Source organism: Sphingopyxis sp. H053 (assembly GCF_001468225.1).
In the GTDB taxonomy this organism is placed as follows: Bacteria; Pseudomonadota; Alphaproteobacteria; order Sphingomonadales; family Sphingomonadaceae; genus Sphingopyxis.
Genome location: NZ_LNRU01000007.1, coordinates 74,413 through 99,762, shown reverse-complemented (window position 1 = coordinate 99,762; position 25,350 = coordinate 74,413). Strand labels below are relative to the sequence as shown.

19 protein-coding genes are annotated in these 25,350 nt (G+C 66.0%); 9 read left to right on the top strand and 10 right to left on the bottom strand.

What is annotated here, in order from left to right; genetic code table 11:
• Positions 1-44: 44 nt before the first annotated feature.
• The 4 genes from ATE70_RS14880 to ATE70_RS14865 form a co-directional block, all read right to left on the bottom strand.
• Positions 45-668, bottom strand: coding sequence for a TetR/AcrR family transcriptional regulator (locus tag ATE70_RS14880; protein WP_058538685.1), 624 nt, complete (start codon positions 666-668; stop codon positions 45-47).
• Positions 665-1,810, bottom strand: coding sequence for a DSD1 family PLP-dependent enzyme (locus ATE70_RS14875; protein ID WP_058538684.1), 1,146 nt, complete (start codon positions 1,808-1,810; stop codon positions 665-667). The genes ATE70_RS14880 and ATE70_RS14875 overlap by 4 nt, the downstream gene beginning before the upstream one ends.
• Entirely contained in the window at positions 1,807-3,060 is a 1,254-nt protein-coding gene (locus ATE70_RS14870; RefSeq protein WP_058538683.1) for a D-arabinono-1,4-lactone oxidase, read from the bottom strand. The genes ATE70_RS14875 and ATE70_RS14870 overlap by 4 nt, the downstream gene beginning before the upstream one ends.
• 252 nt (positions 3,061-3,312) lie before the next feature.
• Complete coding sequence (locus tag ATE70_RS14865; protein ID WP_231732667.1) at positions 3,313-4,257, bottom strand: N-acetylmuramoyl-L-alanine amidase; 945 nt, start codon at positions 4,255-4,257, stop codon at positions 3,313-3,315.
• A gap of 645 nt (positions 4,258-4,902) precedes the next feature.
• On the opposite strand from ATE70_RS14865, the gene ATE70_RS14860 reads away from it, so the two are divergent.
• The 7 genes from ATE70_RS14860 (at position 4,903) to ATE70_RS14835 (ending at position 16,967) form a co-directional block, all read left to right on the top strand.
• The gene (locus tag ATE70_RS14860) at positions 4,903-7,617 is read left to right on the top strand and encodes an Rne/Rng family ribonuclease (RefSeq protein ID WP_197411468.1); all 2,715 of its coding nucleotides are present in this window, start codon (positions 4,903-4,905) and stop codon (positions 7,615-7,617) included.
• A 257-nt stretch (positions 7,618-7,874) separates the two neighbouring features.
• Positions 7,875-9,278, top strand: a complete 1,404-nt coding sequence (locus ATE70_RS14855; RefSeq protein WP_058538682.1) for a M48 family metalloprotease — start codon at positions 7,875-7,877, stop codon at positions 9,276-9,278.
• Positions 9,279-9,334: 56 nt separating this feature from the next.
• The gene (locus ATE70_RS14850) at positions 9,335-10,936 is read left to right on the top strand and encodes a DsbA family protein (protein ID WP_058538681.1); all 1,602 of its coding nucleotides are present in this window, start codon (positions 9,335-9,337) and stop codon (positions 10,934-10,936) included.
• A 17-nt stretch (positions 10,937-10,953) separates the two neighbouring features.
• Entirely contained in the window at positions 10,954-11,109 is a 156-nt protein-coding gene (locus tag ATE70_RS24875) for a hypothetical protein (RefSeq protein WP_156419744.1), read from the top strand.
• Positions 11,106-12,923 (top strand): tetratricopeptide repeat-containing sulfotransferase family protein, encoded by a 1,818-nt coding sequence (locus ATE70_RS14845; RefSeq protein WP_058538680.1) that lies wholly within the window; start codon positions 11,106-11,108, stop codon positions 12,921-12,923. Before ATE70_RS24875 ends, ATE70_RS14845 begins: the two co-directional genes overlap by 4 nt.
• A 140-nt stretch (positions 12,924-13,063) precedes the next feature.
• Positions 13,064-15,496, top strand: coding sequence for a TonB-dependent receptor (locus tag ATE70_RS14840; protein WP_058538679.1), 2,433 nt, complete (start codon positions 13,064-13,066; stop codon positions 15,494-15,496).
• Positions 15,497-15,644: 148 nt separating this feature from the next.
• Complete coding sequence (locus tag ATE70_RS14835; protein WP_058538678.1) at positions 15,645-16,967, top strand: amino acid permease; 1,323 nt, start codon at positions 15,645-15,647, stop codon at positions 16,965-16,967.
• Here ATE70_RS14835 and ATE70_RS14830 read toward each other — a convergent pair.
• The 3 genes from ATE70_RS14830 to ATE70_RS14820 all read right to left on the bottom strand — a co-directional run bounded on the left by ATE70_RS14830 (position 16,929) and on the right by ATE70_RS14820 (position 21,016).
• Positions 16,929-18,533, bottom strand: coding sequence for a phytoene desaturase family protein (locus ATE70_RS14830; protein WP_058538677.1), 1,605 nt, complete (start codon positions 18,531-18,533; stop codon positions 16,929-16,931). The two genes, ATE70_RS14835 and ATE70_RS14830, sit on opposite strands and share 39 nt — an antisense overlap.
• Entirely contained in the window at positions 18,530-19,750 is a 1,221-nt protein-coding gene (locus ATE70_RS14825; RefSeq protein ID WP_058538676.1) for an FAD-dependent oxidoreductase, read from the bottom strand. The genes ATE70_RS14830 and ATE70_RS14825 overlap by 4 nt, the downstream gene beginning before the upstream one ends.
• 99 nt (positions 19,751-19,849) lie before the next feature.
• The gene (locus ATE70_RS14820; protein ID WP_058538914.1) at positions 19,850-21,016 is read right to left on the bottom strand and encodes an aromatic ring-hydroxylating oxygenase subunit alpha; all 1,167 of its coding nucleotides are present in this window, start codon (positions 21,014-21,016) and stop codon (positions 19,850-19,852) included.
• A 33-nt stretch (positions 21,017-21,049) separates the two neighbouring features.
• On the opposite strand from ATE70_RS14820, the gene ATE70_RS14815 reads away from it, so the two are divergent.
• Positions 21,050-21,640, top strand: a complete 591-nt coding sequence (locus ATE70_RS14815) for a TetR/AcrR family transcriptional regulator (protein WP_231732666.1) — start codon at positions 21,050-21,052, stop codon at positions 21,638-21,640.
• A 3-nt stretch (positions 21,641-21,643) separates the two neighbouring features.
• Here the strand turns inward: ATE70_RS14815 and ATE70_RS14810 are convergent, their stop codons facing one another.
• The 3 genes from ATE70_RS14810 to dapB form a co-directional block, all read right to left on the bottom strand.
• Positions 21,644-23,017 carry a M20/M25/M40 family metallo-hydrolase gene (locus ATE70_RS14810; RefSeq protein ID WP_058538674.1) on the bottom strand — a complete coding sequence of 458 codons (1,374 nt, stop codon included), beginning with the start codon at positions 23,015-23,017 and terminating at the stop codon, positions 21,644-21,646.
• Between the two features lie 99 nt (positions 23,018-23,116).
• Positions 23,117-23,773: an endonuclease III gene (nth, locus tag ATE70_RS14805; protein WP_058538673.1), complete on the bottom strand. Its 657-nt coding sequence runs from the start codon at positions 23,771-23,773 to the stop codon at positions 23,117-23,119.
• Positions 23,774-23,777: 4 nt separating this feature from the next.
• On the bottom strand, positions 23,778-24,506 hold the full coding sequence (gene dapB, locus ATE70_RS14800) for a 4-hydroxy-tetrahydrodipicolinate reductase (RefSeq protein WP_058538672.1): 729 nt from the start codon (positions 24,504-24,506) through the stop codon (positions 23,778-23,780).
• Positions 24,507-24,632: 126 nt separating this feature from the next.
• Here dapB and ATE70_RS14795 point away from each other — a divergent pair, with 126 nt between their 5' ends.
• Positions 24,633-25,337 carry an NAD-dependent deacylase gene (locus ATE70_RS14795; protein WP_058538671.1) on the top strand — a complete coding sequence of 235 codons (705 nt, stop codon included), beginning with the start codon at positions 24,633-24,635 and terminating at the stop codon, positions 25,335-25,337.
• Positions 25,338-25,350 lie beyond the last annotated feature (13 nt).

Here is a 25,350-nt window from a genome sequence, read left to right as displayed (position 1 = left end):
CCTGTGTCGACGAAAGGGAAGCGTGCTTGCGGCGAGGTGCGCGACTAGGCACTTCGGGTCAGGTCGAGCAACGCCGAACGCAGCATCGCGGCCACTTCGCCGTGCACCGCGCCCGCCGAAACGCGGTCTTCCTCATACAGCATTTCGTCGGCGGCAAAGCCAAGCTCGACCGCCAGCCGCAGCCGCGACCAGAGTATTTTGCGCTCGATGCCAGGAAGGTGCGGCGTACAGGCATCGGCGAGCCGGCCGGTCACATGGCGATGCGATTCGAGCCGGACATGCACGAGACGCGGAGTCGCGTGCAGCGCACGCAAGATCCACACCGCCCCCGGTTCGGCGCGCGTCACCGCGGCATTTTCGGCCAGGAGATCTCCGATATGATCCGCCATGCCCGCGACCCCCGCGGGCGCATGACGCGCGATCCAGCTTTCGAGCACGGCGTTCTGGCGCTCCATCAGCCGCCGCCCGAGCGCCTCGATCACCGCATATTTGTCGTCGAAATAACGATAGAGCGCGGGCGGGGTCAGCCCGGCGCGCGCGGCGATCATGTTGGTCGAAATCCGCTCGAGCCCGACCTCGGCGAGCAATTCGCCCGCGACATCGAGCAGGCGTCCCTGCGTCTGCCGCGCGCGATCCTGCTTCGGCGGCTGGCGGGCGGCGGCGATCACCGCGCCCGGCCGCGCGCGCTGACCGGCCAGATGTCGACGAGCGTGTCGCCCGCGACGATATGATAGAAATCATAGAGATTCACCGTCGGGTCGCAGTGCGGCACGGTCAGGCTGACCGGATCGCCGGGCGCAAGCTGCGTTCCGATTTCGGGCGCGATCAGCGCGGCATGCTCGTCGCCCATGAAGGCGAAAAAGGCGGTTTCGGGCGCCCCGCGCTGCACCACAGCGACCCCGCCATCGGTCGACAGCGACTTATATCCGGCATCGATCGTGACGAGCCCGCTGTGATTCGCGCTGACGACGCGCGCGTCGACCGACAGCGAAACCTCGAACGGCGGTTCGGCGCCATCGGCGATGTCGCAGTCGAGATATTGCTTGTCCATGAAGACATAGGAACCCGCCTGCAATTCGGTGAAGACGCCGAGCTCGAGGTCGATCCGGTGCGTGCCGGTGCCCGACCCGGTGATGATCGCGGGCGCGAAACCGGCTTCGGTCAGCGCAGCGATCACCGCCTGCAGATAGGCGGTGCGTTCGACGATCGCGGCGCGGCGCTCGGCGTAGCTTTCGATATGCTGCTGCGACCCGCAGTAAAATTGCACGCCGCGATATTCGAGGTGCGGCGATGCGGCGATGGTCTTCGCCAAGGCCACGGCTGCCTCGGCCGACGCGACGCCGGTGCGCGCGATGCCGGGGTCGATGTCGATGATCACGTCGAGCTTCGCGCCCGCCGCCGCCAGCGCCGCGTCGATGCGCTCCGCAACGCCCGGATGATCGACGACCGCCATCAGCCCATCGTCGGTGACCGCGAGTTTCGCCAGCCGGTCGATCGCGGCGGGAGCGGCGACGGGCGAGGTGATGAGGATGCCGGTTACGCCACCCTCGGCGAGCACCTCGGCCTCGCCGATCTTGGCGCAGCAAACGCCGACCGCCCCTGCCGCGAGCTGGCGCTTGGCGATGTCGACGCTCTTATGCGTCTTGGCATGCGGGCGCAGCGCGACGCCATGCTGCGCCGTGAGCGCGGCCATGCGCTGAATATTGCGGTCGAGGGCGTCGACATCGAGGACAAGCACCGGCGTGTTGAGGTCGGCGCGCGAACCCTGCCGGCCGATCAGATGGTCGTGCAATTCACGGTCGGTCGTCATGCGAACAATGTCTCCAGATGCGGATTGAGGAATTTGCCGTGCGGGTCGGCGGCGCGGCGCACCGCTGTATAGCGCGCCGCCATCGGGTAAAGCGCCGCGACGTCGGCACGGCTCAGCCTGTGGCGCTTCGCCCAGTGCGGGCGCCCACCGGCGCCGCGAAAGATCGCCTCTGCATCGGTGAAAAGGGCCGCCCAGGGCATTTTCGCATATTGGTGCATCGAGATCGCGGCGACCGGCCCGGCGTTCATCGGGCTCATCCAGATATCGTCGGCAGCAACGGTGCGATATTCGAAGGGAAAGGTCACAGGCAGCCGTTTCTTGCGAATCCAGCCGACGACTTCGTCCAGCGTATCAAGCCCGGCGGCGCGCGGCATTTCATATTCCATCTCCTCGAACCGCAGCGTCCGGTCGGACGGGAAAATGGCGTGCGCGGGGCCGCGGCGCCGGCCCGAAATGCCGCTTTTCATCATCAGGCGCTGAAGAAAAGGGGTGAGGAACGGCAGCCGCGCCGAAATGTCGAGGATGCGGCGAAAGGTCGCCTCCTCCATGTCGGTCGTACTCGGCGGCGGGTCGCACGGGTCGCATAGGTCGAGTGTCTTCAGGATCACATGGTCGCTGTACGGAAAGAACCAGAATTCGATATGGCGGTGCCGCTGCGCCAGCTCGTCATAGCTTTCGCGAATCTCGGCCCAGCGGCGCTTTTCGATGCGTTCGGCGAGGTGGAAGGCGGGGACGACCGCGACCTCGATTTCTGTCGCCACGCCGAACAGCCCCAGCGACAGACGCTGCGCCTGATAAAGATCGGCGTTGGTGTCGGCATCACACCAATGCGCCTCACCGTCGGCGCCGACGAGGCGGAAACCGCGTGCAAAAGTCGCGAGCGAGCCGAGGTCGACGCCGGTGCCATGCGTCCCCGTCGCCATTGCGCCGGCTAGCGACTGCGGATTGACGTCGCCCTGGTTGGCGAGCGCCAGCCCCTCGTCCCACAGCGCAGCGGTCAGCCGGCGGATGCTCCAGCCCGCCGGGATGCGCGCGGTCCGGCGGTCGGCGGCGATATGGATCGCACCCGCCATATCGTCGAGGCTGACGATGAGCTCGGCCGATTCGCAGAGCGGCATGAAACTGTGCCCCGCGCCGGCGACGCGCAGCCGGTTCGCGCTGCGAACGAGCGCCGCCAGCTCATCCTCGCTTTGCGGGCGCGCGACCTCGCCGCTTGCGGTGACGCTGCCCGACCAGTTGCTCCACGCCATGCTTCCCTCCCGCAGCGAGCACGTCGAAGCTGTGCGCCGCAACAAAGTTAGTCAAGACTATATTTTAGCAGTCGCGGACCTTCTCTTTCATCGTCACCCCGGACTTGATCCGGGGTCCCGCTTGAAACCCAAGCTGGTCGATGCTCCAAAAAGCGGGATCCCGGGTCAAGCCCGGGATGACGAGAGGGGGTCGCGACTCCCCACCCCGCAACAGACATCGACGCCAACCTACCAATTGGCGCGAAGCGTCGCTCAACGTGCCGTGATCCGCCGCGCGAAATGGATCTGCACCGCGTCGCGCACCCCGCGCGCGACCTTTTTCTGGCCCGCGGGCGAGGCGAGGAATTCGCTATCCTCCTTATTCGAGATGAAGCCCGTTTCGAACAGGACCGACGGCGTGTCGGGCGCCTTCAGCACGATGAACGAGGCGAAGCGGTGCGCTGTGGTGCGGAATTTGACGTCGCCCGACGCCTCGCGCTGGAGCAGCCGCGCGAAATCCGACGCGACATTCATCGTTTCGCGCTGGGTGAGGTCGAGCAGGATCGCCGACACATCGCCGCTGTGTGCGCCCAGATCGACGCCATTGATGACATTCGCCTTGTTCTCGCGTGCCGCAAGCCGCGCCGCCTCGCGGTCGGAGGCGACCTCGGACAGCGTGTAGATCGACGCACCGCTGGCCTGCTGATTCTCGGCGGCATCGGCGTGGACCGAGATGAACAGGTCGGCCTTCAGCCGCCGCGCGATGCCATAGCGCTCCTCGAGCACCAGGAAACGGTCGTCCGCGCGCGTCAGCGCAACGCGCACGCGGCCCGAGGCGAGCAGGTCGTCGCGGATCGCACGCGCGAGCGCGAGGGTAATGTCCTTTTCGCGCTTGCCGCTGTGCGGGCTGATTGCGCCGGGGTCGTGCCCGCCGTGCCCCGCGTCGATCACGACGAGCGGCAGGCGGCTGTTCGCCGGCCCCTCGATGCGCGGCAGCGCCACCGAAGGCTTCGGTTTGCCGATCGGGACGGTGACGCTGTAACGTTTTTCCGGCCGTTTGGCGCGGAACTGGGCGGGCGACTGCAATTGGGGGCGCAGGCCGCGCGATGTGCGTTCGAACCGGTTTACCGAATCGCCGATCGGGCTCGCGTCCGCCTGCCCCGTCAGCGCCGGCGCCGGGGTCGCAATCATGCCAAGCAGGACGAGCAGCGGGCTCATGGGGCGTCTATGCCGCCCGATGCGCGCGATGGTCCAGCGCTTATTCGAAACATGGCGCCCCCGGCCGCAAAACATGGTGAAGATATCGTTAGCCGTGAGGCGTGAAAGGCCGGTTAACTGCCGAATAATGACGTTTGATACGGCGTGCATAATTGCAACACCCCGGCGCCATCCTATCTTTGTACGGTGGTTGTGGTTGCCGTCGGCACATGCCGATGCTAGCACGCCCTCACTGACGGTGTCGTTCCCGGTGCCGTCCGGCCTTTTGAGGGGAGGGCCTGCTCCGCGAATATGCGGAACATGGCCGCCTTGGCGCCGGACTTACGGGGAAGGGCGACCTGCCGCCAGTCCACCCGGTTGACCGGACAGTCGGGGCGTGCGCATCACGCCCGCCCTGCCCGCCCGCTCATCCCGTAACAGGTTGATGCCGCATGAGGCTTGCCATGCCCTCTTCACTCCGCGACGCGGGCGCTTTCGCCCCGGCCGTCGCCGGATTTGAAGACCGCATGCGCGTCCAGGACCGGACGCAGGCTCCTTTCGGCAATAACGTCTTTTTTCTTTTCACCCGTATCCGCCGCGGCCCGCCCTCGGGCAGGTTCGCGGGATTTTTTGATGGCGCGCTGAGGCGCGCTTGGAGTGTATCTAATGACCACGCGCATGTTGATCGACGCGCGGCACCGGGAAGAAACCCGGGTCGCCGTCACCAAGGGCAACCGAATCGAGGAGTTTGATTTCGAGTCCGCCGAGCACAAGCAGCTCAAGGGCAATATCTATCTGGCCAAGGTTACCCGTGTCGAACCGTCACTTCAGGCGGCGTTCGTCGAATATGGCGGCAATCGCCACGGCTTCCTCGCGTTCAGCGAAATCCACCCCGATTATTACCAGATTCCGAAGGAAGACCGCGACGCGCTGCTGCGCGAAGAGGCCGAGCACGCCGCCGCTGCGGCGCAGCGCGCCGAGGAAGACCTCGACGAGCTCGAAGGCGATGTCGCCGACGTCGAATATCACGACGAAGACGATAATGGCGACAATCGCGCCGATCGCGACGATGACCGTGACGATCACGACGATGGGCACGATGACCATGATGATCGCGACGACCATGGCGATGCCGAAAATGGCGACGCCCAAGAGGGCGCCGAGGGCTCCGAAGAAAATAAGGATGGCCGCGGCGATCGCCGGGGCCGCGGGCGCGGACGCGGAAACAACAATCGCAAGGGCGGCCGCGGACGCAGCCGCCGGGGCGACGACGAAGACGGCGAGAACCGTATGTCGCTGCGCCGCCGTTACAAGATCCAGGACGTTATCCGTCGCCGTCAGGTGATGCTGGTCCAGGTCGTCAAGGAAGAACGCGGCAACAAGGGCGCCGCGCTCACCACCTATTTGTCGCTCGCCGGCCGTTATTGCGTGCTGATGCCGAACACGATGCACGGTGGCGGCATCAGCCGGAAGATTTCGAACGGCGCCGATCGCCGCAAGCTGAAGGCGATGATCGACGAGCTCGCGCTGCCGCCGACGATGGGCTGCATCGTCCGCACCGCAGGGATGAGCCGCACCAAGGTCGAGATCAAACGCGACTTCGACTATCTCGCGCGCCTGTGGGACGAGATCCGCGAAAATACGCTGGGCAGCTCGGCACCGGCGCTGATCCATTCGGACAGCGACCTGGTGAAGCGCGCGATCCGCGACATCTATCATAAAGACATCGAGGAAGTGCTCGTCGAGGGCGACGACGGCTACAAGGCTGCGAAGCAGTTCATGAAGCTGTTGATGCCCAGCCACGCGCGGCGCGTGAAGCAATATGCCGACCCCGTGTCGCTCTATCAGCGCTACGGCGTCGAGGATCAGCTCGCGGGGATGCTCAATCCCGTCGTCCAGCTGAAATCGGGCGGCTATCTGGTCATCAACCCGACCGAGGCCTTGGTGTCGATCGACATCAACTCGGGCCGCTCGACGCGCGAGCATAATATCGAGCAGACCGCGCTCAGCACCAACCTGGAAGCCGCGGCCGAAATCGCGCGCCAGCTGCGCCTGCGCGACATGGCCGGGCTTGTCGTGATCGACTTTATCGACATGGATCATGGCTCGAACGTCCGCAAGGTCGAGCGCGCGATGAAGGATGCGCTCAAGAACGACCGCGCGCGCATCCAGGTCGGTCGCATCTCGGGCTTTGGCCTGATGGAGATGAGCCGCCAGCGCCTGCGCACCGGCGTGCTCGAAGCATCGACGCGCCCCTGCCCGCATTGCGAAGGCACCGGCCTCGTCCGTACCGCCTCGTCGGCGGGGCTCAGCGCGCTGCGCCTGATCGAAGAGGAAGCCGCACGCGGCAAGGGCAATAAGATCACTCTGCGCGCCAGCCAGGAAGCGACCTTCTACCTCCTCAACGAAAAGCGCCGCGAACTGCGCGAGATCGAAGAGCTTTACGGCGTGACGGTCGAAATCCTGCCCGACGGCGAGACCGAAGGCGCGCGCATGGCGGTCGAGGTCAGCGGTCCGCCGCCGATCGCGCGCCGCAGCTTCGCCCCGATCGCACCGATCGAAGATGACGACGACGAAGACTATCCCGACGACGAGGAAGAAGAAGCCGAAGAAGAGGCCGCCGAAGAGCGTCCGGCGCGTTCGCGTGACCGCGAAGAAGGTACGCGCGACCGCGAGGAAGGCGATGCCGACGGCGAAGGCCGCAAGCGCCGCCGCCGCCGCCGCCGTGGCCGCCGCGGTCGCCGCGACGACGAAGGCAATGAAATCGCCGAGGGCGGCGAAGGCGGCGACGATCGCGATGGCGACAGCGCCGAGGCCGACGAAGGCGAGACCGCACCGGCCGAAGCCGTCGAGGCTGCCCCCGACGTGGATGCCGAGGAAGCCGAAGCCGAAGCCAAACCGCGCCGCCGCCGTGGCGGACGCGGCCGCAAGAAGGCCGATGCGGTGGAGACGACCGACGACGCTGCGGTCGAAGCTGAAGTCGCTCCGGTAGAGACGGTCGAAGCCGCCGAACCGGTTGCCGAAGAAGCGCCGATCGCCGAGGAAAAACCGAAGCGCAAGCGCGCGCCGCGCAAGACCAAGGCTGCTGCGGCCGCCGAAGCCGAGGCTGCGGATGCCGCCGAGGCGCCGACCGTCGAAGCGCCCGCCGTCGAAGCACCCGCTGCCGAAGCTCCGGTTGAAGCGGAAGCGGAAGCCGAAGCCGCCAAGCCCGCACCCAAGAAGCGTGCGAGCCGCGCGAAAAAGGCCGTCGCCGCCGAGGCGGCAGCACAGCCCGCGACCGCCGGCGAAGCCGAACCGGTTGCGGCCGATGCCGACGGCGAGGGCGAAGGCCCCGACGGCGAACCGCGCCGCGGCTGGTGGCAGCGTACGTTTGGCAATTGATGCCCAGCACTGAGTAAGATGCCGTGTGTCCCCGCGAAGGCGGGGACCCATCTCCTGATGGCTCGAAATAGCACCCACCGGTGATGGGCCCCCGCCTTCGCGGGGGCACGCGGACTTCGCAGACCGCTCCTGATTCTCAAACGCGCGGCCACCCGTCGTAGAAATTGCAAGCTGACCTTGCGTCCGCGCGCACTGATCCCCAATAAGCCCGCATGGCTTCACTCGGGGTTCAGGCGCGCGGCGCAAGAGAGGCGGGGATGACCGCTTTCCCGCCGCAGCCCGCGTTCGGGGCGCACAGTCTGCGCTCCCTTTTCCGTATCGCGCTGACATTGCTTGCAATGTTCGCCATCGCGCTGCGCCCGGCAGCGGCGCAGTCGATCCTGCGCGACGCCGAAACCGAAGCTTTGTTCCAGGACATGATGGACCCGCTGCTCGTCGCCGCGGGGCTCAGGCCCGGACAGGTGCGTGTGCACCTGCTCGGCGACCGCAGCATCAACGCCTTTGTCGCCGGCAGTCAGGACATCTATGTCTTCAGCGGGCTGATCGAGGCCGCCGACAGCGCCGAAGAGGTGCAGGGCGTGCTCGCGCACGAACTCGGCCATGTGATGGGCGGCCACGCGATCCGGGTCAACGAAGGCGCCAAGACCGCAACAGGCATCTCGCTGCTCAGCCTTTTGCTCGGCGCCGCGGCGATCGCGGCGGGCGCGGGCGAGGCCGGCATGGGCGTCATGATGGCGGGCCAGCAGGCCGCGCTCGGCAAGTTCCTCGCGTTCAGCCGCGTCCAGGAATCGACCGCCGACGCCGCGGGCGCGCAATATCTGTCGAAGGCCGGGATCAGCGGCCGCGGCAGCCTCGCCTTTTTCAAGAAACTGCAGAATCTCGAATTCCGCTACGGGGTCAAGCAGGACGACGATCAGGCCTATGGCCGCACCCACCCGATGTCGGGCGACCGCATCCAGACGCTGCGCGAAGTCTATGTCATCGATCCGGCATGGGAAAAGCCCGCCGACCCGAAAATCGAGGCGCGCTTCCAGCGCATCAAGGCGAAGCTGTCGGGCTATATGGCCGAGCCCGAGCGGACGCTGCGCAAATTCCCCGAAAGCAACAGCAGCATTCCGGCGCGCTATGCCCGCGCCTATGCGTGGCACAAAAGCGCCTATCCGCAAAAGGCGCTGACCGAAGTCGAGGGTCTGCTCGCGACCAATCCCAGCGACCCCTATTTCCTCGAACTCGAAGGTCAGGTGCTGCTCGAATCGGGGCGCCCGAAGGAAGCAATCCCGGCGCTTCGCAAAGCCGTCACCAACTCGCGGTCGCAGCCGTTGATCAGCGCGACGCTGGGCCATGCACTGATCGCGACCGAAGATCCGGCGAATTATGCCGAAGCCGAAGAGGTGCTGAAAACCGCGGTCGCGCTCGACAATCAGAACCCGTTCGCCTGGTATCAGCTCGGAATCGTCTATGCGAACAAGGGCGATCAGGCGCGCGCGGCGCTCGCCTCGGCCGAACGCTACAGTCTTGAGGGTGGACAGTCGGGGCTTGCGCTGCGTAATGCCGAAATGGCGATGCAGGGTTTGCCCCAAGGCTCGCCCGACTGGATCCGTGCACAGGATATTTCGTTGGTGGCTCGCGCCGAGGTGGAACGCGAGCGCAAACGGCGTTAGTTTCGGGTGAAGACAGGGGCGACGCGTCGCATTTCCGTGATGCTCGAGGGCGATAAGTGACTGACAAAAAAGACGATTATTACCAGCCATGGCTGCGCGACCCCGCGCCGACGCCGACGGGCGGTGCGCCAGCGCCGGGCGAAGGATTGGCGAAGCCGAAGGACGAGCCTCCGGTCGGCATCGACCTTGCGCGATACAGCGCCCCCGAAAAGCCGCGCGATCCGCTGGTGAAGCCCGAGGCGATCAAGGCCGGCGCGGCGAACCTGTGGGACCGTATCCAGCGCGGCGCCGAAGCCTTTGCCGACTGGACGATCCGTGTCGGCGACCGCGCCGACATTCCGGCGCGCGTCGAAGCGATGGAAATTCCGCGCCGCTCACGCGCACTCGCGGCAAAGACGGGTGCGCTGACCGCGCGCGCCGCGCGCGCGGCGGGGCGCGGATCGGCGCAGGCCGGCCGCGCCGCCGCCAAGGCGAGCGGCGAGGCGTGGGAGAAGATGGCGCTCGGCGACAAGGCCCGGAAGCTATCGAGCGAGGCCGGGCGCGGGCTCGGCGAAGTCGCGGGCAAGACCAAGGCGGGCGTTGTCGACATCGCCAAGGCGAGTGGCGAAAGTCTTCGCGACGGCATCGGCGATGCCGCAAGCAAGCTCCGCCCCGCGCCGCGCGAGGAGCTGGCGCCGCCGCCCTCGGGGCTCGAACAATTGCTCGCGCGCGAGGAAGCCGCTGCCGCGCAGGCGAACGCACCTGCCGCGCCCGACTTGCCGCTGTTCGCCGGCGACGCCGCGATTCCGGCTGTCGCGAAGCCCGCACCGGCGGCGAGCGCGATGGAAGGCGACGATCGCTCGCCGATTGCGCCGCCAATGAAAAAGACCGCGAATGCCAAGGCGATGCCGGCGCAGGGCTTGCCGCAGGTGAAGGGGACGGGAATGGACGGCGTTTCAACGCGCACATGGGGTTTGGCGCTTGGCGGCATATTGCTCCTCGCCATCGTCTTCTGGCTCGGCGGCCGCTTCGGCGGCGGGATGAGCAAGAGCGAGGTCGAAACGATCGTCGCCGATTATATCAAGGCGAACCCGCAGATCATTCCCGCGGCGCTCGAAGCGCAGCGCAATGGCGAAATCGCCAAGGCGATCGACGCGATCCGCCCCGCGCTCGAAAAACCCTATGCCGGGGCGTGGGCGGGCAATGCCGACGGCGATGTGACGCTGGTGGTGTTCACCGACTATGCGTGCGGTTTCTGCCGCGCGAGCGTGCCCGACGTCGACCGGCTGATCCGCGAGGACAAAAGGCTGAAGGTCGTGTTCCGCGAACTGCCGATCATCGCGCCGCAAAGCCGCGACGCCGCGATCATGGCGCTCGCCGCGGCGCGGCAGGGCAAATATGACGCCTTCCACCACGCGATGTTCGCGGCGGGCTCGCTCGACAAGGCGGCAATCGCCGCGGCCGCCGAAAAGGTCGGCGTCGTCACCGACGGCACCGCCGATGCGACCGCGAACGAGGCGTTGTTCCAGCGCGAACTCGACAGCAACCTCGCGATCGCGACCCAGTTGCAGCTCAACGCCACCCCGACCTGGATCGTCGGCAACCAGCTGTTCCAGGGGCAGATCGGCTACGACGCGTTGAAGCAGGCCGTCGCGAAAGCCCGCGCGGCGAAAAGCTGAGGGAGATCGAGGGGGAAATGATCGACAAGGTGCCGGAATTTCCCTCCTCGTCATTCCCGCGCAGGCGGGAATCCCGCTTCTTCCTGTCGTTTCGCAATCGAGCTTCGGTGAAGGGTGCCCGGCCGCAGAGCGGGATTCCCGCCTTCGCGGGAATGACGAAATTTTCGCGATGACCGCGACCGTCTCGCACGATGAAGCGCTCGCCAACGTCCGCCGCCTGCTGAACGGCGAGCCCGGCGCCGCGCTGGCGCAGGCGCAGGCGATCATCGAGGCGGTCCCGACATCGGCGGCGGCGCACCGGCTTGCCGCGCATGCGCTGCGGACGTTGAACCGCGAGGCGGAAGCCCAAGCGGCATCGCTCGCCGCGGTGACCGCAACGATCCACGATGAAGCGATGGTCGACGCCGCGCTCGCGCTCGCCGAGGACCGGCTGCCCGATGCCGAGGGGGCGCTGCGCCAGCGGCTCCGCGAAGATGCGACCGATGTCGCGGCGATCCGCATGCTCGCCGAGGTGGCGGGCCGGATCGGACGTTATGAGGACGCCGAAAAATTGCTGTCGCGCGCGCTGCAGCTTGCGCCCGGTTTCGGCGCCGCGCGCGCCAATCTCGCGACCGTCTATTACAAGCAGAACCGCTTCGCCGACGCCGCCGAGACGCTCGATGCGGTGCTCGGCGACGATCCCGACAACCCCGCGCACGCGAATTTGCGCGCCGCAGCGCTTGGCCGCATCGGCGGCTATGACGAGGCGCTCGCGCTTTATGAAGAGCTGACGCGCCGTTTCCCCGATCATGCCAAGCTGTGGATGAGCTATGGTCATATGCTCAAGACCGTGGGGCGGCAGGACGACAGCATCGCCGCCTATCGCCGCGCGCTTGCCGCCGATCCGGGGCTCGGCGAAATCTGGTGGAGCCTCGCGAACCTCAAGACGATCCGTTTCGACGCGGAGGACCGTGCCGCGATGGAAGCGGCGCTGGTAGCGGCCGAGCCCGACAGCGATGCCCGCGCCGACGACCGGCTGCACCTGCATTTCGCGCTCGGCAAGGCGTATGACGATGCCGCCGAACATGAGCCCGCGTTTCGCCATTATGCCGCGGGCAACGCGATCCGCTCCGACCAGCTCGGCTATCGCGCCGCCGAAACGAGCGCGGCGGTCGACGCGATCATCGCCGCCTGCACCCTCGAATTCTTCGCCGCGCGTGCCGACGCGGGCGATCCGGCGCCCGACCCGATCTTCATCCTCGGCATGCCGCGCGCCGGATCGACGCTGATCGAACAGATCCTTAGCTGCCATTCGGCGATCGAAGGCACGATGGAACTGCCCGACATCCCCGCGCTCGCGCTCGGCCTCGGCCGCGAGGCGTATGACGACGGCCGCCGCTGGATCGAGGCGCTGGCCGAGACGCCGCGCGAACGGCTCGCTGAGCTGGGCGCCGCCTTCCTCCAGCGCACCGCGGTGCAGCGCAAGACCGACAAGCCCTTCTATATCGACAAGCTGCCGAACAACTGGCTCTACACCGCTTTCATCCGCCTGATCCTGCCGAATGCGAAGATCATCGACGCGCGGCGGCATCCGCTCGACTGCTGCTTTTCGAACTTCCGTCAGCATTATGCGAAGGGGCAGGCGTTCAGTTACGGCCTCGCCGACGTCGGCGGCTATTACCGCGATTATGTCCGCCTGATGGCGCATATCGACGCGGTCCAGCCCGGCCGCGTCCACCGCGTGATCCACGAGGCGCTGCTCGATGCCCCCGAAACCGAGGTTCGCGCCATGCTCGCCTTTCTGAACCAGCCCTTCGAAGCCGCCTGCATGGCGTTCCACTCCAATGCGCGCGCCGTGCGCACGGCGTCGAGCGAACAGGTGCGCAAACCGATCAATCGCGACGGCGTTGGGCAATGGCAACCCTATGGAAAATGGCTCGATCCGCTGAAGCAGGCGCTCGGCCCCGTGCTGGGCGCCTATCCCGCTATTCCCGCCGATTTCGGCTAGGCCCACGCGACAAAACGTTGCCTTTCGGCAACAGCCGACGACATTTTCGACCAACGACCGCACCGCCCCGCCAACAATGCTTGCGCTTGCGCGGCGGTGCGTCATGCTCCGTCACATGGCTGTCATGTGAGGGGGATTCCATGCGGAAACTATCGGCAGTATTGACCAAAAGCGGCGCGTTCCTGCTCGGCAGCACGATCCTGTGCACATCGGGAACCGCGCTGGCCCAGCAAAACAACACCAACGACGACCGCGATATCGTCGTCACCGCGTCGAAGCGCGAAGAAAATCTGCAGGACGTGCCGCTCGCGATCACCGCGATCGGGACCGAGCGGCTCGACGAGCTGCAGGTCAAGGAATTCCAGGACGTCGTCAAATTCCTGCCGTCGGTGACGATCCAGACGCTCGCGCCGGGGTTCAGCCAGGTCTATTTCCGCGGCGTCGCGTCGGGCGAGAACGCTAACCACTCAACCTCGCTGCCGACCGTCGGCACTTACCTCGACGAAATGCCGATCACGACCATCCAGGGCGCGCTCGACATCCACGCCTATGATCTTGCGCGCGTCGAGGCGCTCGCGGGGCCGCAGGGCACGCTCTATGGCGCGAGCTCGATGGCGGGCACAATCAAGCTGGTCACCAACAAGCCCGATACCAGCGGCACCTATGGCTCGGTCGGGCTCGAACTCAACAGCGTGACGCGCGGCGGCATCGGCGGCGTTGCCGAGGGCTTCATCAACGCCCGGATCAGCGATCGCGCGGCGCTCCGCCTCGTCGGCTGGTATCGGCACGATGCGGGCTATATCGACAATATCGCGGGGACGCGCGTCTATCCGATCAGCCAGAACACCGACACCGACGGCGACGGCGAGAATGACACGGTCATCAACCTTCCCGGCGACGACATCACGCAGAACAACGCCGATCTGGTCGAAAAGGACTATAACACCGTCGACACCTATGGCGCGCGCCTCGCGCTCGGCATCGAACTCGACGACGACTGGACGATCCGCCCGACGCTGATGGGCCAGATCCAGAAAGCGAATGGCAGCTTCGCGCAGGAACGCTCGTCGGCGGTAACGCGCAGCCTGCAGACGGTGCAGTACAACCCCGAACGCAGCGACGATAAATGGATCCAGGCCGCGCTGACGATCGAGGGCAAGATCGGCAATTGGGACCTGACCGTCACCGGCGGGCATCTGCGCCGCAAGACGCTGACCGACAGCGACTATTCGGATTACGCCTATTTCTACGACGCGCTCTTTGGATCGGCGGTCTATCTTTACGACAATGCCGGCGACCAGATCAGCCCGAACCAGTATATTCAGGGCATCGACCGCTATCGCCGCAACTTCGGCGAAATCCGCGTCGCCTCGCCCGCCGACGCGCGCATCCGCTTCATCGGCGGGCTGTTCTATCAGCGCCAGTCGCACAATATCGAGCAGCATTATATCATCGACAATCTGTCCGACGATCTGCAGGTCCCGGGCACCGTCGACAATATCTGGCTGACCAAGCAGCTGCGCGTCGACCGCGACTATGCGGCGTTCGGCGAGCTCAGCTTCGATATCACCGACAAATTGACGCTGACCGGCGGCGGCCGCCTGTACAAGTTCGACAACAGCCTCGTCGGCTTCTTCGGCTACAGCAACCCCGGCTACAGCAGCAATCCGGTCTACGCGTGCCAGGGACCGGCGGTTGTCGACGGATCGCCTTGCACGAACCTCGACAAAAGGACGAAGAAGACCGACTTCATCCACAAGCTGAACCTGACGTACAAGTTCACCGACGATGTGATGATGTATGCGACCTGGTCTCGCGGCTTCCGTCCCGGCGGCATCAACCGGCGCGGCTCGCTGCCGCCCTATGGCTCCGACACGCTCGACAATTACGAGCTCGGGTGGAAGACCAGCTTCGGTCCGGTTCGGTTCAACGGCGCGGTGTATCAGCAGGATTGGAAAAATATCCAGCTGTCCTTCCTCGGCGCCAACGGGCTGAGCGAAGTGCGCAACGCCGGCATCGCGCGGATCCGCGGGGTCGAAGCCGACGTCAGCTATCGTTCGGGCGGCTTCTCGCTCGGGATGGGCGCCAGCTATAACGACGCGACGATCCGCCGCGATTTCTGCGCCATCGCCAATGCCGATTTCGATTGCACGACAACGGACAACAGCCTGCTCGCGCCGTCGGGATCGCGCCTTCCGGTCACCGCGAAGTTCAAGGGCAATGCCGTCGCGCGCTATGAATTCCCGATCAGCGGCCTCGACGGCCACGTCCAGTTCGCGGTCAACCATATCGGCAAAAGGCGGTCCGATCTTCGCACGCTTGAAAATGACATCGTCGGCAATTTCAAAGCCTATACGACCGCCGATTTCAGCATCGGGGTGAAGGGAGAGGGCTGGGATGCCGAACTGTTCGCAACGAACCTGTTCGACAGCCGCGGCGTGATCAACAGCGCGGTCCAGTGCGGCGAGACGGTGTGCGGCGACGGCGATGGCCTGACCCCGGGCGGCGGGGTCTTCTATGACAATGTCATCCGCCCACGCCTGATCGGCATCAAGGTGAGCAAGGACTTCTGAGCGGCCCATTGAGGGGACGGCGCAACGCGCATCGCGCCGCCCCTCGGCTCTATCCCCCACGCGGGGGATGGACGAACAGACCCCGATCGGACGGTATCGGCACCCGGGTCGATCGCGATCGGGGATAGAGGATGGGAACCAGCTTCGCATGGCAGAAGAGATGACCGCAGGCGTCAGGCCCGCCCAAAAGCTCGGCCTTGCAATGTGCGTCGCGCTCGTCATGGGCAATATGATCGGATCGGGGGTGTTCCTCCTCCCCGCCAGCCTTGCCCCGTTCGGGTGGAACGGCGTCGCAGGGTGGGTCATCACGATCGCCGGCGCGCTTGCGCTCGCGGTGGTTTTGGCGCGGCTGACCGTCGCCTTTCCGCACGCGAGCGGGCCGACCGCCTTCGTCCAGCTCGCCTTCGGGCGCATTCCCAGCTTCATGATCGGCTGGGCCTATTGGGTGTCGGTGTGGACCGCCAATGTGACGCTCGCGGTCGCCGCGGTCAGCTTTCTCAGCCTCTTCGCGCCAGCGCTCGGCGACCATATGGCGCTCTCGACGCTCGCGCTGATCTGGATCGTCACCGCGATCAACTGGCGCGGCGCGCGCGCGGCGGGGCGTTTCCAGATCGTGACCCTGCTCATTAAGCTGATCCCGCTGCTGACCGTAATCGTCCTGATACCGATCGCATTCGGCAGCGAGACCCCCGTCGTCACGACACCCTTTCCGGCCGAGGGACTGTCGCTGACCGCGGTCAGCGGATCGGCGATCCTCACTTTGTGGGCGCTGCTTGGTTTTGAATCGGCGAGCGTCGCGACCGACAAGGTCAAGGATCCGGTCGTCACCATCCCGCGCGCGACGATCATCGGCACGCTGGCGACGGGCATCCTCTACCTGATCGTCTGTTCGGCGGTCGCGCTGATGCTGCCGGCGGACAAGGTCGCGACGTCCGACGCGCCGTTCGCCCTGTTCGCCGAAACCTATTGGGGGCACGGGCCGGCGCTGTTCATCGCCGCCTTTGCCGCGATCAGCGCGATCGGGGCCTTGAACGGCTTCACACTGATCCAGGCCGAGCTGCCGGCAACGCTCGCACGCCAGGGCCTGTTCCCCGCATGGTTCGCGCGCACCAACCGCCACGGTACGCCCGTTGCCGCGCTGCTGATCGCGAGCGGCCTCGCGACCGCGTGCGTCGTGCTGAACAGCAACAAATCGACCGCGGAGATGTTCACCTTCATGGCCATCTTGTCGACCTCGGTGACGCTCTGGCTCTACCTCTCCTGCGCCGCCGCCGCGCTGCGCCTGCGCGTGGCGATACCGGTCGCCCTGATCGGCCTCGCCTATTCGGTCTGGACGCTGTGGGGCGCCGGGCTGAACGTCAGCGCGATGAGCCTGATCCTGATGGTCGCGGGGCTGCCGCTCTATTGGTGGACGCGCGGATCGGCGCCAGCCTCAACGCCATCGGGGAGCGAAGAAACCCCGGTCGCGTAGGATCACCTGCGCCGCATTATGCCCCGGCGCGCCGGTGACCCCGCCGCCGGGATGCGTGCCCGCGCCGCACATATAAAGGCCCTTCACCGGCCCGCGATAGGCGCCGTTGCCGAGCACGGGGCGTGCCGACCATAGCTGGTCGAGGCTCATATTGCCGTGCATGATGTCGCCGCCGACCAGCCCGAACTTGCGCTCGAGCCCCTTGGGGCTGAGGATCTGGCGCCCGACGATCGAGGCGCGAAAGCCGGGGGCATAAGCCTCGACCGTGTCGATGATCGTATCGGCGGCCTTCCCCTCCTCGGCGTCCCAGTCGCGTCCGTCTGGAAGCTCGGGCGCGAATTGCTGGCAGAAGAGGCTGGCGACATGCTGCCCCGGCGGCGCGAGGCTGTCGTCGACGGTCGACGGGATGAGCATTTCGACGATCGGCTTCTTCGACCAGCCGTACTGCTTCGCGTCGAGGAAGGCGCGGTCCATATAGTCGAGCGTCGGGGCGAGAATGATCCCCGACTGATGATGCTCGCCCGGTTCGGGAAGACAGGTGAAGCGCGGCAACTCGCTGAGCGCGACATTCATGCGGAAGGTGCCGCTGCCCGCCTTGAACGCCTTGATCCGGCGGCGGAACTCGGGCGCGATATCGCCCTCGTCGAACATCCGTTCGTAAAGCAGCTTGGGCCCGACATTGGCGATGACGCGCGCCGCGACGATTTCCTCGCCGCTGACCAGCTTGACCCCGACGGCCTTGTTTCCATCGACCAATACGCGCGCGACGGGCGCTTCGAGGCTGATCTCGACGCCGAGCTGGGTGCACACCTTCGCCATCATCTGGGTAATCGCGCCCATGCCGCCGACGCTGTGGCCCCACGCGCCCTTCTTGCCGTTCACCTCGCCGAAGACATGGTGGAGGAGAACGTAAGCGCTGCCCGGCGTATCGGGGCTGGCGTAGTTGCCGACGACCGCATCGAAACCGAAAGCCGCCTTGACCGCTTCGCTTTCGAACCAGCTGTCGAGGAAGGTGCGCGCCGACTTGGTGAAGAGTTCGAGCACGTCGCGCTGCTGCGACAGGCTGAGTTTGGTGAGGCCGCGCCCCTGCCGCGCGGCGTCGAGCAACGTCTTGAAGCCGTCGCCGACATTCGGCGGCGATTTCAATGCGAGGTCGCGCAGCACATCGGCCACGCCCTCGAGCATGTCGTAATATTCGGGGAGGCGCGCGGCGTCGTGCGCCGAGAAACGCGCAAATTCCTTTTGCGTGCGTTCGAGCCCGCCGCCGAGTTTCAGATAGCCGCCATCTTCCTGCGGCAGGAAATTGCTGATCGGCCGCTCGATGACGCGGTAGCCATGATCGGCCAGCTTCATGTCGGCGATGACCTTAGGCTGAAGCAGGCTGACCGTGTAGCTCGCGACCGAATTGCGGAACCCCGGCGCGAACTCCTCGGTCACCGCGGCGCCGCCGACGACGTCGCGCGCCTCGACGATGCGCACCTTCAGCCCCGCCTTGGCGAGATAGAAGGCGCAGACGAGGCCGTTGTGGCCGGCGCCGATAATCAGGGCGTCATAGGCTTTGGTCATTGAAACTCTTTCGCAAGCGGGGATTGGACATGCTGGCGGCCGAAGCCGAGGCCGAGGACGCGGCCGGGGATGCGGCGGAGCAGCGGGAAACGGTCCAGCAATCGGACCGCGAGCGGGACGCGCGTGATTTCGCCGCGCAGCATCGGTTCGATGATATTCTGATGCGCAAAACGCTGGATCGTCTGCATGCGCGTCGTTGGCGCCCAGCGGCGGTCCTGCACCTTGGCGAGCAGCGGATCGGGATTGGCGCCAGCCGCAAGCGGCGAGGCGAGGATATTCGCGGTCGCAACGGCATCCTGCACCGCGAGGTTGATCCCGACGCCGCCGACGGGCGACATCGCGTGCGCGGCGTCGCCGATCGCGAGCAGCCCGGGGCGCGACCAGCGCGTGAGACGATCGAGCGCGACCGAGAGCAGTTTGACATCGTCGAAGCTCTGGATCGCGTCGATCCCGGCGGCGAGACCGGGAGCGATTGCAACGATCTTGTCGCGAAAGGCCGCGATCCCGCGCGCTTGGATCGGCGCGAAGGCGCCCTTTTCGATGATCTGCGCGCATTGCCAATAGTCGCCGCGCGGGATCGCGACGACCATGCCGCCCTTGTCGATCGTGCCGAGCGCGACTTCGGACATGTCCATGCCTGCGGGAACGGGGATGCGGAACCACAGCACGTCCATCGGCGCGCCCAGATCTTCGAGCGGCAATTGCGCGGCATCGCGCAGCACCGAACGACGCCCGTCGGCGGCGATAACGAGCCGCGCGGGCAGGGTCGCGCCACTCGCCAGCGTCACGCCGCTGACGCGGCCGTTTGCGTCATAGGTGAGCCCAGTCGCCTCGGTCGACATGCGCAGATCGAAGGTCGGATATTTCCGGCCCTTCCCCGCGATAAAATCGAGCAGATCCCATTGCGGCATCATCGCCACGAAGCGCGCCGCGACGGGCAGATGTTTCATCGTCGCGATCGTATAGCGCCCGCCGAGCAGGTTGAGCGTCATCGTATCGATGGCAGCGTGCGGTTCCTTGAGCAGCTCTTCGAGCAGACCGATCTCGTGAAACAGTTCGAGCGTCGAGGGATGCACGGTGTCGCCGCGGAAATCGCGGAGGAAATCGGCGTGTTTTTCGAGGATAGTGACGGGAACCCCGGCGCGCGCAAGCAACAGGCCCGCGACCATGCCCGCGGGTCCGCCGCCAACGATGATGACATGGTGAACCTCAGCCATAACAATCTCCGTTCGTGTCGAGCGAAGTCGAGACACCGCGAGGCCGTGCGCTCGCGATGGGCATCTCGACTTCGCTCGATGCGAACGGGGATATTATTGTCATGCCCGGCTCCAACCCGGCGGCGGGGCTCGCTCCAACCGCGCTTCGGGGATGAGCTCGCGCATTCGCGAACAGAAATGCTTGAGGCAGACCTCCTTGTCGCTGAGCGGTCCCATCGTGAAGCTTTTCGACGCCATCCCCTGCTGGACGCGCGTGATCAGTTCGGTGTCCTCGGCGTTGACCTGGCGGTTGATGCGCCAGTTCAAATAGCGTGCGGCCTTTATTTCGCGGCGCTCGTCGGGGAGGACATAGGAAATCTCGCGGATCAGGCACGTCGTCGGCCCCGTCGGCAGCCACTGCATGAAATCGACCTGGTCGGGATAGATGTCGAAGGCGACGTTCGGCCAGAGCTTGAAATAGAGCCAGTGGCGCTGGTTGGCCTCGGGTAGATGCGGGACCGGCGGCAGCAGCCGCTGATACATGCGTTCGGACCAGTTCACCGACGGCCGGTCGATCAGGTCGCCCCACATGCGGTCGACATTGTCCTCGGCTTCGACGCCATAGCTTTTGCCGAACAGGCGCGTCAGCCCGGGGTGCGCGACGGGAATGTGGAGCCCGTCCGAATAATTGTCGCCGACATTCTTCCAGTTCACCTCGCGCGGGCGCAGCGTGACGCGGCCGAGCGCGCCGAGTTCCTCGAAGCGGTAGGGCGCGACCTGCGCTTCATAGGGCGCCATCATCGACGCAACCGACGGGCCGCCGTCATCCTCGAGCCGCACGAACCAGAAGCCGCGCCATTGTTCGAGTCCGACGGGGACGAGCCCCGCCTTGCCCTTGTCGAGCGTCGGATAGCTCGCCGAATCGGGCACCCCGGTCAGCCGGCCGTCGAGCTCGTACGTCCACGCGTGATAGGGGCAGACGAGCTTCTTCGCGCAACCCACCGCGCCGTCGACAAGGCGCGAGCCGCGATGGCGGCAGACATTGGTGAAGGCGCGTACATTGCGGTCGGTGCCGCGCACCAGAATCACGCTCTCGCCGCAATAGTCGATGCTGTGCCAGTCGCCGACGTTCGGGATGTCGCTATTGTGGCAGACGACCTGCCAGCTCGGACGGAAGATCCGTTCCATTTCAGCGGCATAGAAATCAGGATCGCTATAGGTCCAGGCGGGCAGCGACCAGCCATCGAGCGGGTCGAGATTCGAATCGCGAAGGGGTGCAGTTGCCATATCTCGTTCCTTGTTGTACATATGTATAACAATATGACCGCCGTTCGCCAAGCCTTTACGCGCGAAAGCGCCGATGCCCGCCGGGCGGACCTGATCGAGGCGACCGCGGCGTGCCTTGCCGAGCATGGGCTGGCGGGAACCAACGTCCGCGCGATCTGCGCGAAGGCGGGTGTGTCGCCGGGGCTGCTGCGCCACTATTTCGGCGGCATCGACGATCTGGTCGCGGCGACCTATGAAGCGACGAGCGACCGCATGGACGCGATTTTCGCCGCCGCGATGGTGCAGGCGGGCAGCGATCCGCGCGCGCGGCTAACCGCTTACCTCACCGCCAGCTTCCGTCCGCCGGTGACCGATCCCGAACTGCTCGGCGCATGGACCGCCTTTTGGGCGCTCGCACGCAGCGACGCGCGCATGGCGGCGATCCACGCGGAAAGTTACGCCGGCTATCGCGCCCGGCTCGGCGAATTATTGGTCGCGTGCGGCGCGGCCGATGCCGAGCGGCTGGCGATCATGCTGACCGCGATGGTCGACGGGCTGTGGCTCGAGCTGTCGCTCGACGCCGAAAGTTTCGGCGCCGAGGCGGCAGTCGCGATGGTCGAGCGCGCGGTCTTCGCGCTCGTCTGACCCTTATTTCGACAGGTCTCGCAGCAAACTGTCCCAGTGCGCGAGCGCCGGCGCGATCGCATCGACAGGCACGCGCTCGTTGAGGCCGTGCGCGTAGCTGTCGCTCGCTTTCGAGAAGAGACCCGCGACGCCATAGCTCGGCACGCCCTGAATGCGGAAATGATAGCTGTCGGTCGCGCCCGCGCTCATCGACGGGATGATCAGCAGGCCCGGAGCGCGCGCATGCACCGCCTTCGTCACCGCCGCGACGACGTCGGGGCGCAGCGGCGAGGCATCGCTCGCGCTCGCGTCGGGATCGGTCTTCACCTTGATCGCCGGATCGGCGATCGCCTTTTCGAGCTCGGCGCGCACCGTTTCGACCGGCACGCCGGGGAAGATGCGGCAGTTGATGTTCGCGGTCGCACGCTGGGGCAGCGCATTCTCGGCATGCCCGCCCTTGACCAGCGTCGGCACGCAGGTGGTGCCGATCTGGCCGATATATTCGGGGTCGGCGCGGATCGCAGCAATGGCTTTCGCGTCCGACGGGTTCGCGGCAAAGGCTTTCAGCGCCGCGCCGATATCGCCGCCGACCTGGTCGGCGACGATCGGCATGCCGACCTTGGTCAGCTCATTCTGCTGCGGCGTGAAGCGATAGGCGCCCACCTTGGCGAGCGCGGTCGACAGCTGGACGATCGCATTGCTGCCCGACGGGCGCGAGCTGTGGCCGCCCGGGTTGGTGACTTCGAGCGTGAAGTCGGCATAGGTCTTCTCGCCCGCCTGCAGGCCATAATATTTGGGTTTGCCGTCCTCGCCGATCGTCCCGCCACCGCCGTCGCCGTTGAGCGCGAATTCGGCACCCTTATACTTCGCTGCGAGCGCGCGCGTCGTGGTCATCGAGGTTTCCTCGTCGCCCGAGAGCAGCAAGATGATCGATCGCTTCGGCTTGAAGCCGTCCTTCTTGAGCTGCGCCATCGTCGCGACCATCATCGAGACGTCGAACTTATTGTCTTCCGACCCGCGCCCGAAAATATAGCCCTCTTCCTCGACCGGCACGAAGGGGTCGCGCGTCCAGTCCTTGGGATCGGCCTCGACGACGTCCATATGGCCGAGCAGCACGATCGGCTTTTGCTTCGTCGTCCCGTGCAGCGTTGCGGCGAAGGTCGCGGTTTCGCCGATCGGGGTGATTTCGATGTCAGCGTCGGCATAGCCCGCGGCTTTCAGCACGCTTGCATAATAGGCGGCGAGCTTGGGCACCTGTCCGCGCCCCTCGACCGTCGGGATCGCGATGCTGTCCTTAAGGATTTTCTTCGCGGTTTCGGTATCGGCGGGCTTGGCGTGGACGGGCGCGGCGGCGAGCAAGGCGGCGGCGAGGGCGAGCGGAGCGGTAAGGTTGCGCATGGAAACGGACCCTAACCAGCTGTCATCCCAGCGCAAGCTGGGATCGCTATCGTTGTGGCCGGGCGGCAGCGGTCCCAGCTTTCGCCGGGACGACGATTCCTATGCCGCCTTCTTCGCCTTCGGTGCCGGCGTCTTCGGCTTGTAGCGGCAGAGGTCGACGACCGGGCAGCGCCAGCACTCAGGGGTGCGCGCCTTGCAGATATAGCGGCCGTGGAGGATCAGCCAGTGATGCGCGCCGACGCGGAACGGTGCGGGCGTATTCTTTTCGAGCTGTTTTTCGACCGCGAGCACGGTCTTGCCGGGCGCGAGCCCGGTGCGATTGCCGACGCGGAAGATATGCGTGTCGACCGCGAAGGTTTCGGCGCCGAAGGCGCAGTTCATCACGACATTGGCGGTCTTGCGCCCGACCCCGGGCAGTTCGACGAGCGTGTCGCGGTCGGCAGGCACCTCGCCGCCGAAATCGCGGACGAGAATTTCGCTGAGTGCGATGACATTCTTCGCCTTGCCGTTGAACAGTCCGATCGTCTTGATGTGCTGCTTCAGCCCCTCTTCGCCGAGGTCAATCATTTGCTGCGGGGTCTTTACCTCCTGAAAGAGCCGCCGCGTCGCCTTGTTCACCCCGACGTCGGTCGCCTGCGCCGACAGCACAACCGCGACGAGCAGTTGGTAGGTGTTGCCGAACTCCAGCTCGGTCTCGGGACTCGGGTTGAGTTCCGCGAGCCGCCGGTAGAATTCGAAGATATCGGCCTTTTTCATCGGATCAGTTAAGCCCGAGCACCTGCGGCATCGTATAGCGGTCGGGCTTCTGCTGGAGCAGCCACAGCGCCGCGCGCACCGCGCCGCGCGCGAAGATCATGCGGTTTTCGGCGCGGTGCGAGAGGGTGATCATCTCCTCGGGGCCCGCGAAGATCACGTCATGGTCGCCCGCAACCGTCCCGCCGCGCAAGGACGCGAAACCGATCTTGCCATGACCGCGCGCGCCCGTAAGCCCGTCGCGGCCGCGTTCGGAGCAGGTGTCGAGGTTGATCCCGCGCCCTTGCGCCGCCGCCTGCCCGAGCAGCAGCGCGGTGCCGCTCGGTGCGTCGACCTTCATCCGGTGGTGCATCTCGACCACCTCGATATCCCAGTCGGCGCCGAGCCGCGTCGCGGCCTCGCGCACCAGATGCGCGAGCAGCGTGACGCCGAGCGAAGTGTTGCCGGTCTGAAGCACCGCGATATCCTTTGCGGCATCGTCGATCAGATAATGATGGCGTTCCTCGAGCCCCGTCGTCCCGATGACGATCGGCGTTTTCGCCGCAACGCAGGCGTCGAGCGTCGCCTCGAGCGCCGCGGGTGACGAGAAATCGACAAGAACGTCGGCGTCGCTGGCGAGCCTCAGAACATTGCCGCCCCGGTCGACGCCGCAACTGCGCTGCCCCGCTTCGGAGATCGCGGCGGCGAGCGCGACGCCCATCCGCCCTTCGCTGCCGATAATGCCGATGCTGGTCATATGCCGTCCCCTAAATTGCCGCTCCCTTTAGCCGCTCGTGTCGAGCGAAGTCGAGACACCCATCAAAATGACGCAATGCCGATGGGCATCTCGACTTCGCTCGATGCGAGCGGATAGAGAGGAGTCATGCGTGACATCCAGAATATCGTCATCCTGACCGGCGCCGGCGTTTCGGCCGAAAGCGGCATCGACACCTTCCGCGACAGCGGCGGCCTCTGGGAACAGCATCGCGTCGAGGATGTCGCGACCCCCGAAGCCTTTGCGCGCGATCCCGACCTTGTCCTGCGCTTCTACGATATGCGGCGCGAGGCGATCCAGACCAAGGCGCCGAACGCCGCGCATGAAGCGCTCGCGCGGCTCGACGCCGCTTGGCCGGGCGAACTGCTGATCGTCACGCAGAATGTCGACGACCTGCACGAGCGGGCGGGCGCGAAACGGCTGATCCATATGCACGGCGAGCATCTCAATGCCTGGTGTACCGCATGCGACGCGCGAGTGCCGTGGACGGGGCCGTTGCTCGACCGGCCAGCGTGCAGCGCGTGCGGCATCGTCGGCACCCTGCGCCCCGACATCGTCTGGTTCGGCGAGATGCCGTACCGGATGGAGGACATTTACCACGCCCTGAACCGCGCCGACCTGTTTGTTTCGATCGGCACGTCGGGCGCGGTCTATCCCGCCGCGGGCTTCGTGCGCGAGGCGCGCGCATCGGGCGCGCGGACGCTCGAGCTCAATATGGAGCCGAGCCAGGGCAGCTACTGGTTCAACGAGGCGCGGCAGGGTCCGGCGACGCGGCTGGTGCCCGAGTGGGTGGCGGAGATGTTGAAGGAATAACGTCGCCCCTGCG

What these genes read in the sequence shown, in the direction of transcription:
- ATE70_RS14870 (WP_058538683.1), bottom strand. Translation starts at nt 3,060, where the DNA reads ATGGCGTGGAGCAACTGGTCGGGCAGCGTCACCGCAAGCGGCGAGGTC.
- ATE70_RS14810 (WP_058538674.1), bottom strand. Translation starts at nt 23,017, where the DNA reads ATGCGCAACCTTACCGCTCCGCTCGCCCTCGCCGCCGCCTTGCTCGCC.
- ATE70_RS14865 (WP_231732667.1), bottom strand. Translation starts at nt 4,257, where the DNA reads ATGAGCCCGCTGCTCGTCCTGCTTGGCATGATTGCGACCCCGGCGCCG.
- ATE70_RS14840 (WP_058538679.1), top strand. Translation starts at nt 13,064, where the DNA reads ATGCGGAAACTATCGGCAGTATTGACCAAAAGCGGCGCGTTCCTGCTC.
- ATE70_RS14835 (WP_058538678.1), top strand. Translation starts at nt 15,645, where the DNA reads ATGGCAGAAGAGATGACCGCAGGCGTCAGGCCCGCCCAAAAGCTCGGC.
- ATE70_RS14855 (WP_058538682.1), top strand. Translation starts at nt 7,875, where the DNA reads ATGACCGCTTTCCCGCCGCAGCCCGCGTTCGGGGCGCACAGTCTGCGC.
- ATE70_RS14815 (WP_231732666.1), top strand. Translation starts at nt 21,050, where the DNA reads ATGACCGCCGTTCGCCAAGCCTTTACGCGCGAAAGCGCCGATGCCCGC.
- ATE70_RS14795 (WP_058538671.1), top strand. Translation starts at nt 24,633, where the DNA reads ATGCGTGACATCCAGAATATCGTCATCCTGACCGGCGCCGGCGTTTCG.
- ATE70_RS14845 (WP_058538680.1), top strand. Translation starts at nt 11,106, where the DNA reads ATGACCGCGACCGTCTCGCACGATGAAGCGCTCGCCAACGTCCGCCGC.
- ATE70_RS14860 (WP_197411468.1), top strand. Translation starts at nt 4,903, where the DNA reads ATGACCACGCGCATGTTGATCGACGCGCGGCACCGGGAAGAAACCCGG.
- ATE70_RS24875 (WP_156419744.1), top strand. Translation starts at nt 10,954, where the DNA reads ATGATCGACAAGGTGCCGGAATTTCCCTCCTCGTCATTCCCGCGCAGG.
- ATE70_RS14820 (WP_058538914.1), bottom strand. Translation starts at nt 21,016, where the DNA reads ATGGCAACTGCACCCCTTCGCGATTCGAATCTCGACCCGCTCGATGGC.
- ATE70_RS14875 (WP_058538684.1), bottom strand. Translation starts at nt 1,810, where the DNA reads ATGACGACCGACCGTGAATTGCACGACCATCTGATCGGCCGGCAGGGT.
- nth (WP_058538673.1), bottom strand. Translation starts at nt 23,773, where the DNA reads ATGAAAAAGGCCGATATCTTCGAATTCTACCGGCGGCTCGCGGAACTC.
- dapB (WP_058538672.1), bottom strand. Translation starts at nt 24,506, where the DNA reads ATGACCAGCATCGGCATTATCGGCAGCGAAGGGCGGATGGGCGTCGCG.
- ATE70_RS14830 (WP_058538677.1), bottom strand. Translation starts at nt 18,533, where the DNA reads ATGACCAAAGCCTATGACGCCCTGATTATCGGCGCCGGCCACAACGGC.
- ATE70_RS14825 (WP_058538676.1), bottom strand. Translation starts at nt 19,750, where the DNA reads ATGGCTGAGGTTCACCATGTCATCATCGTTGGCGGCGGACCCGCGGGC.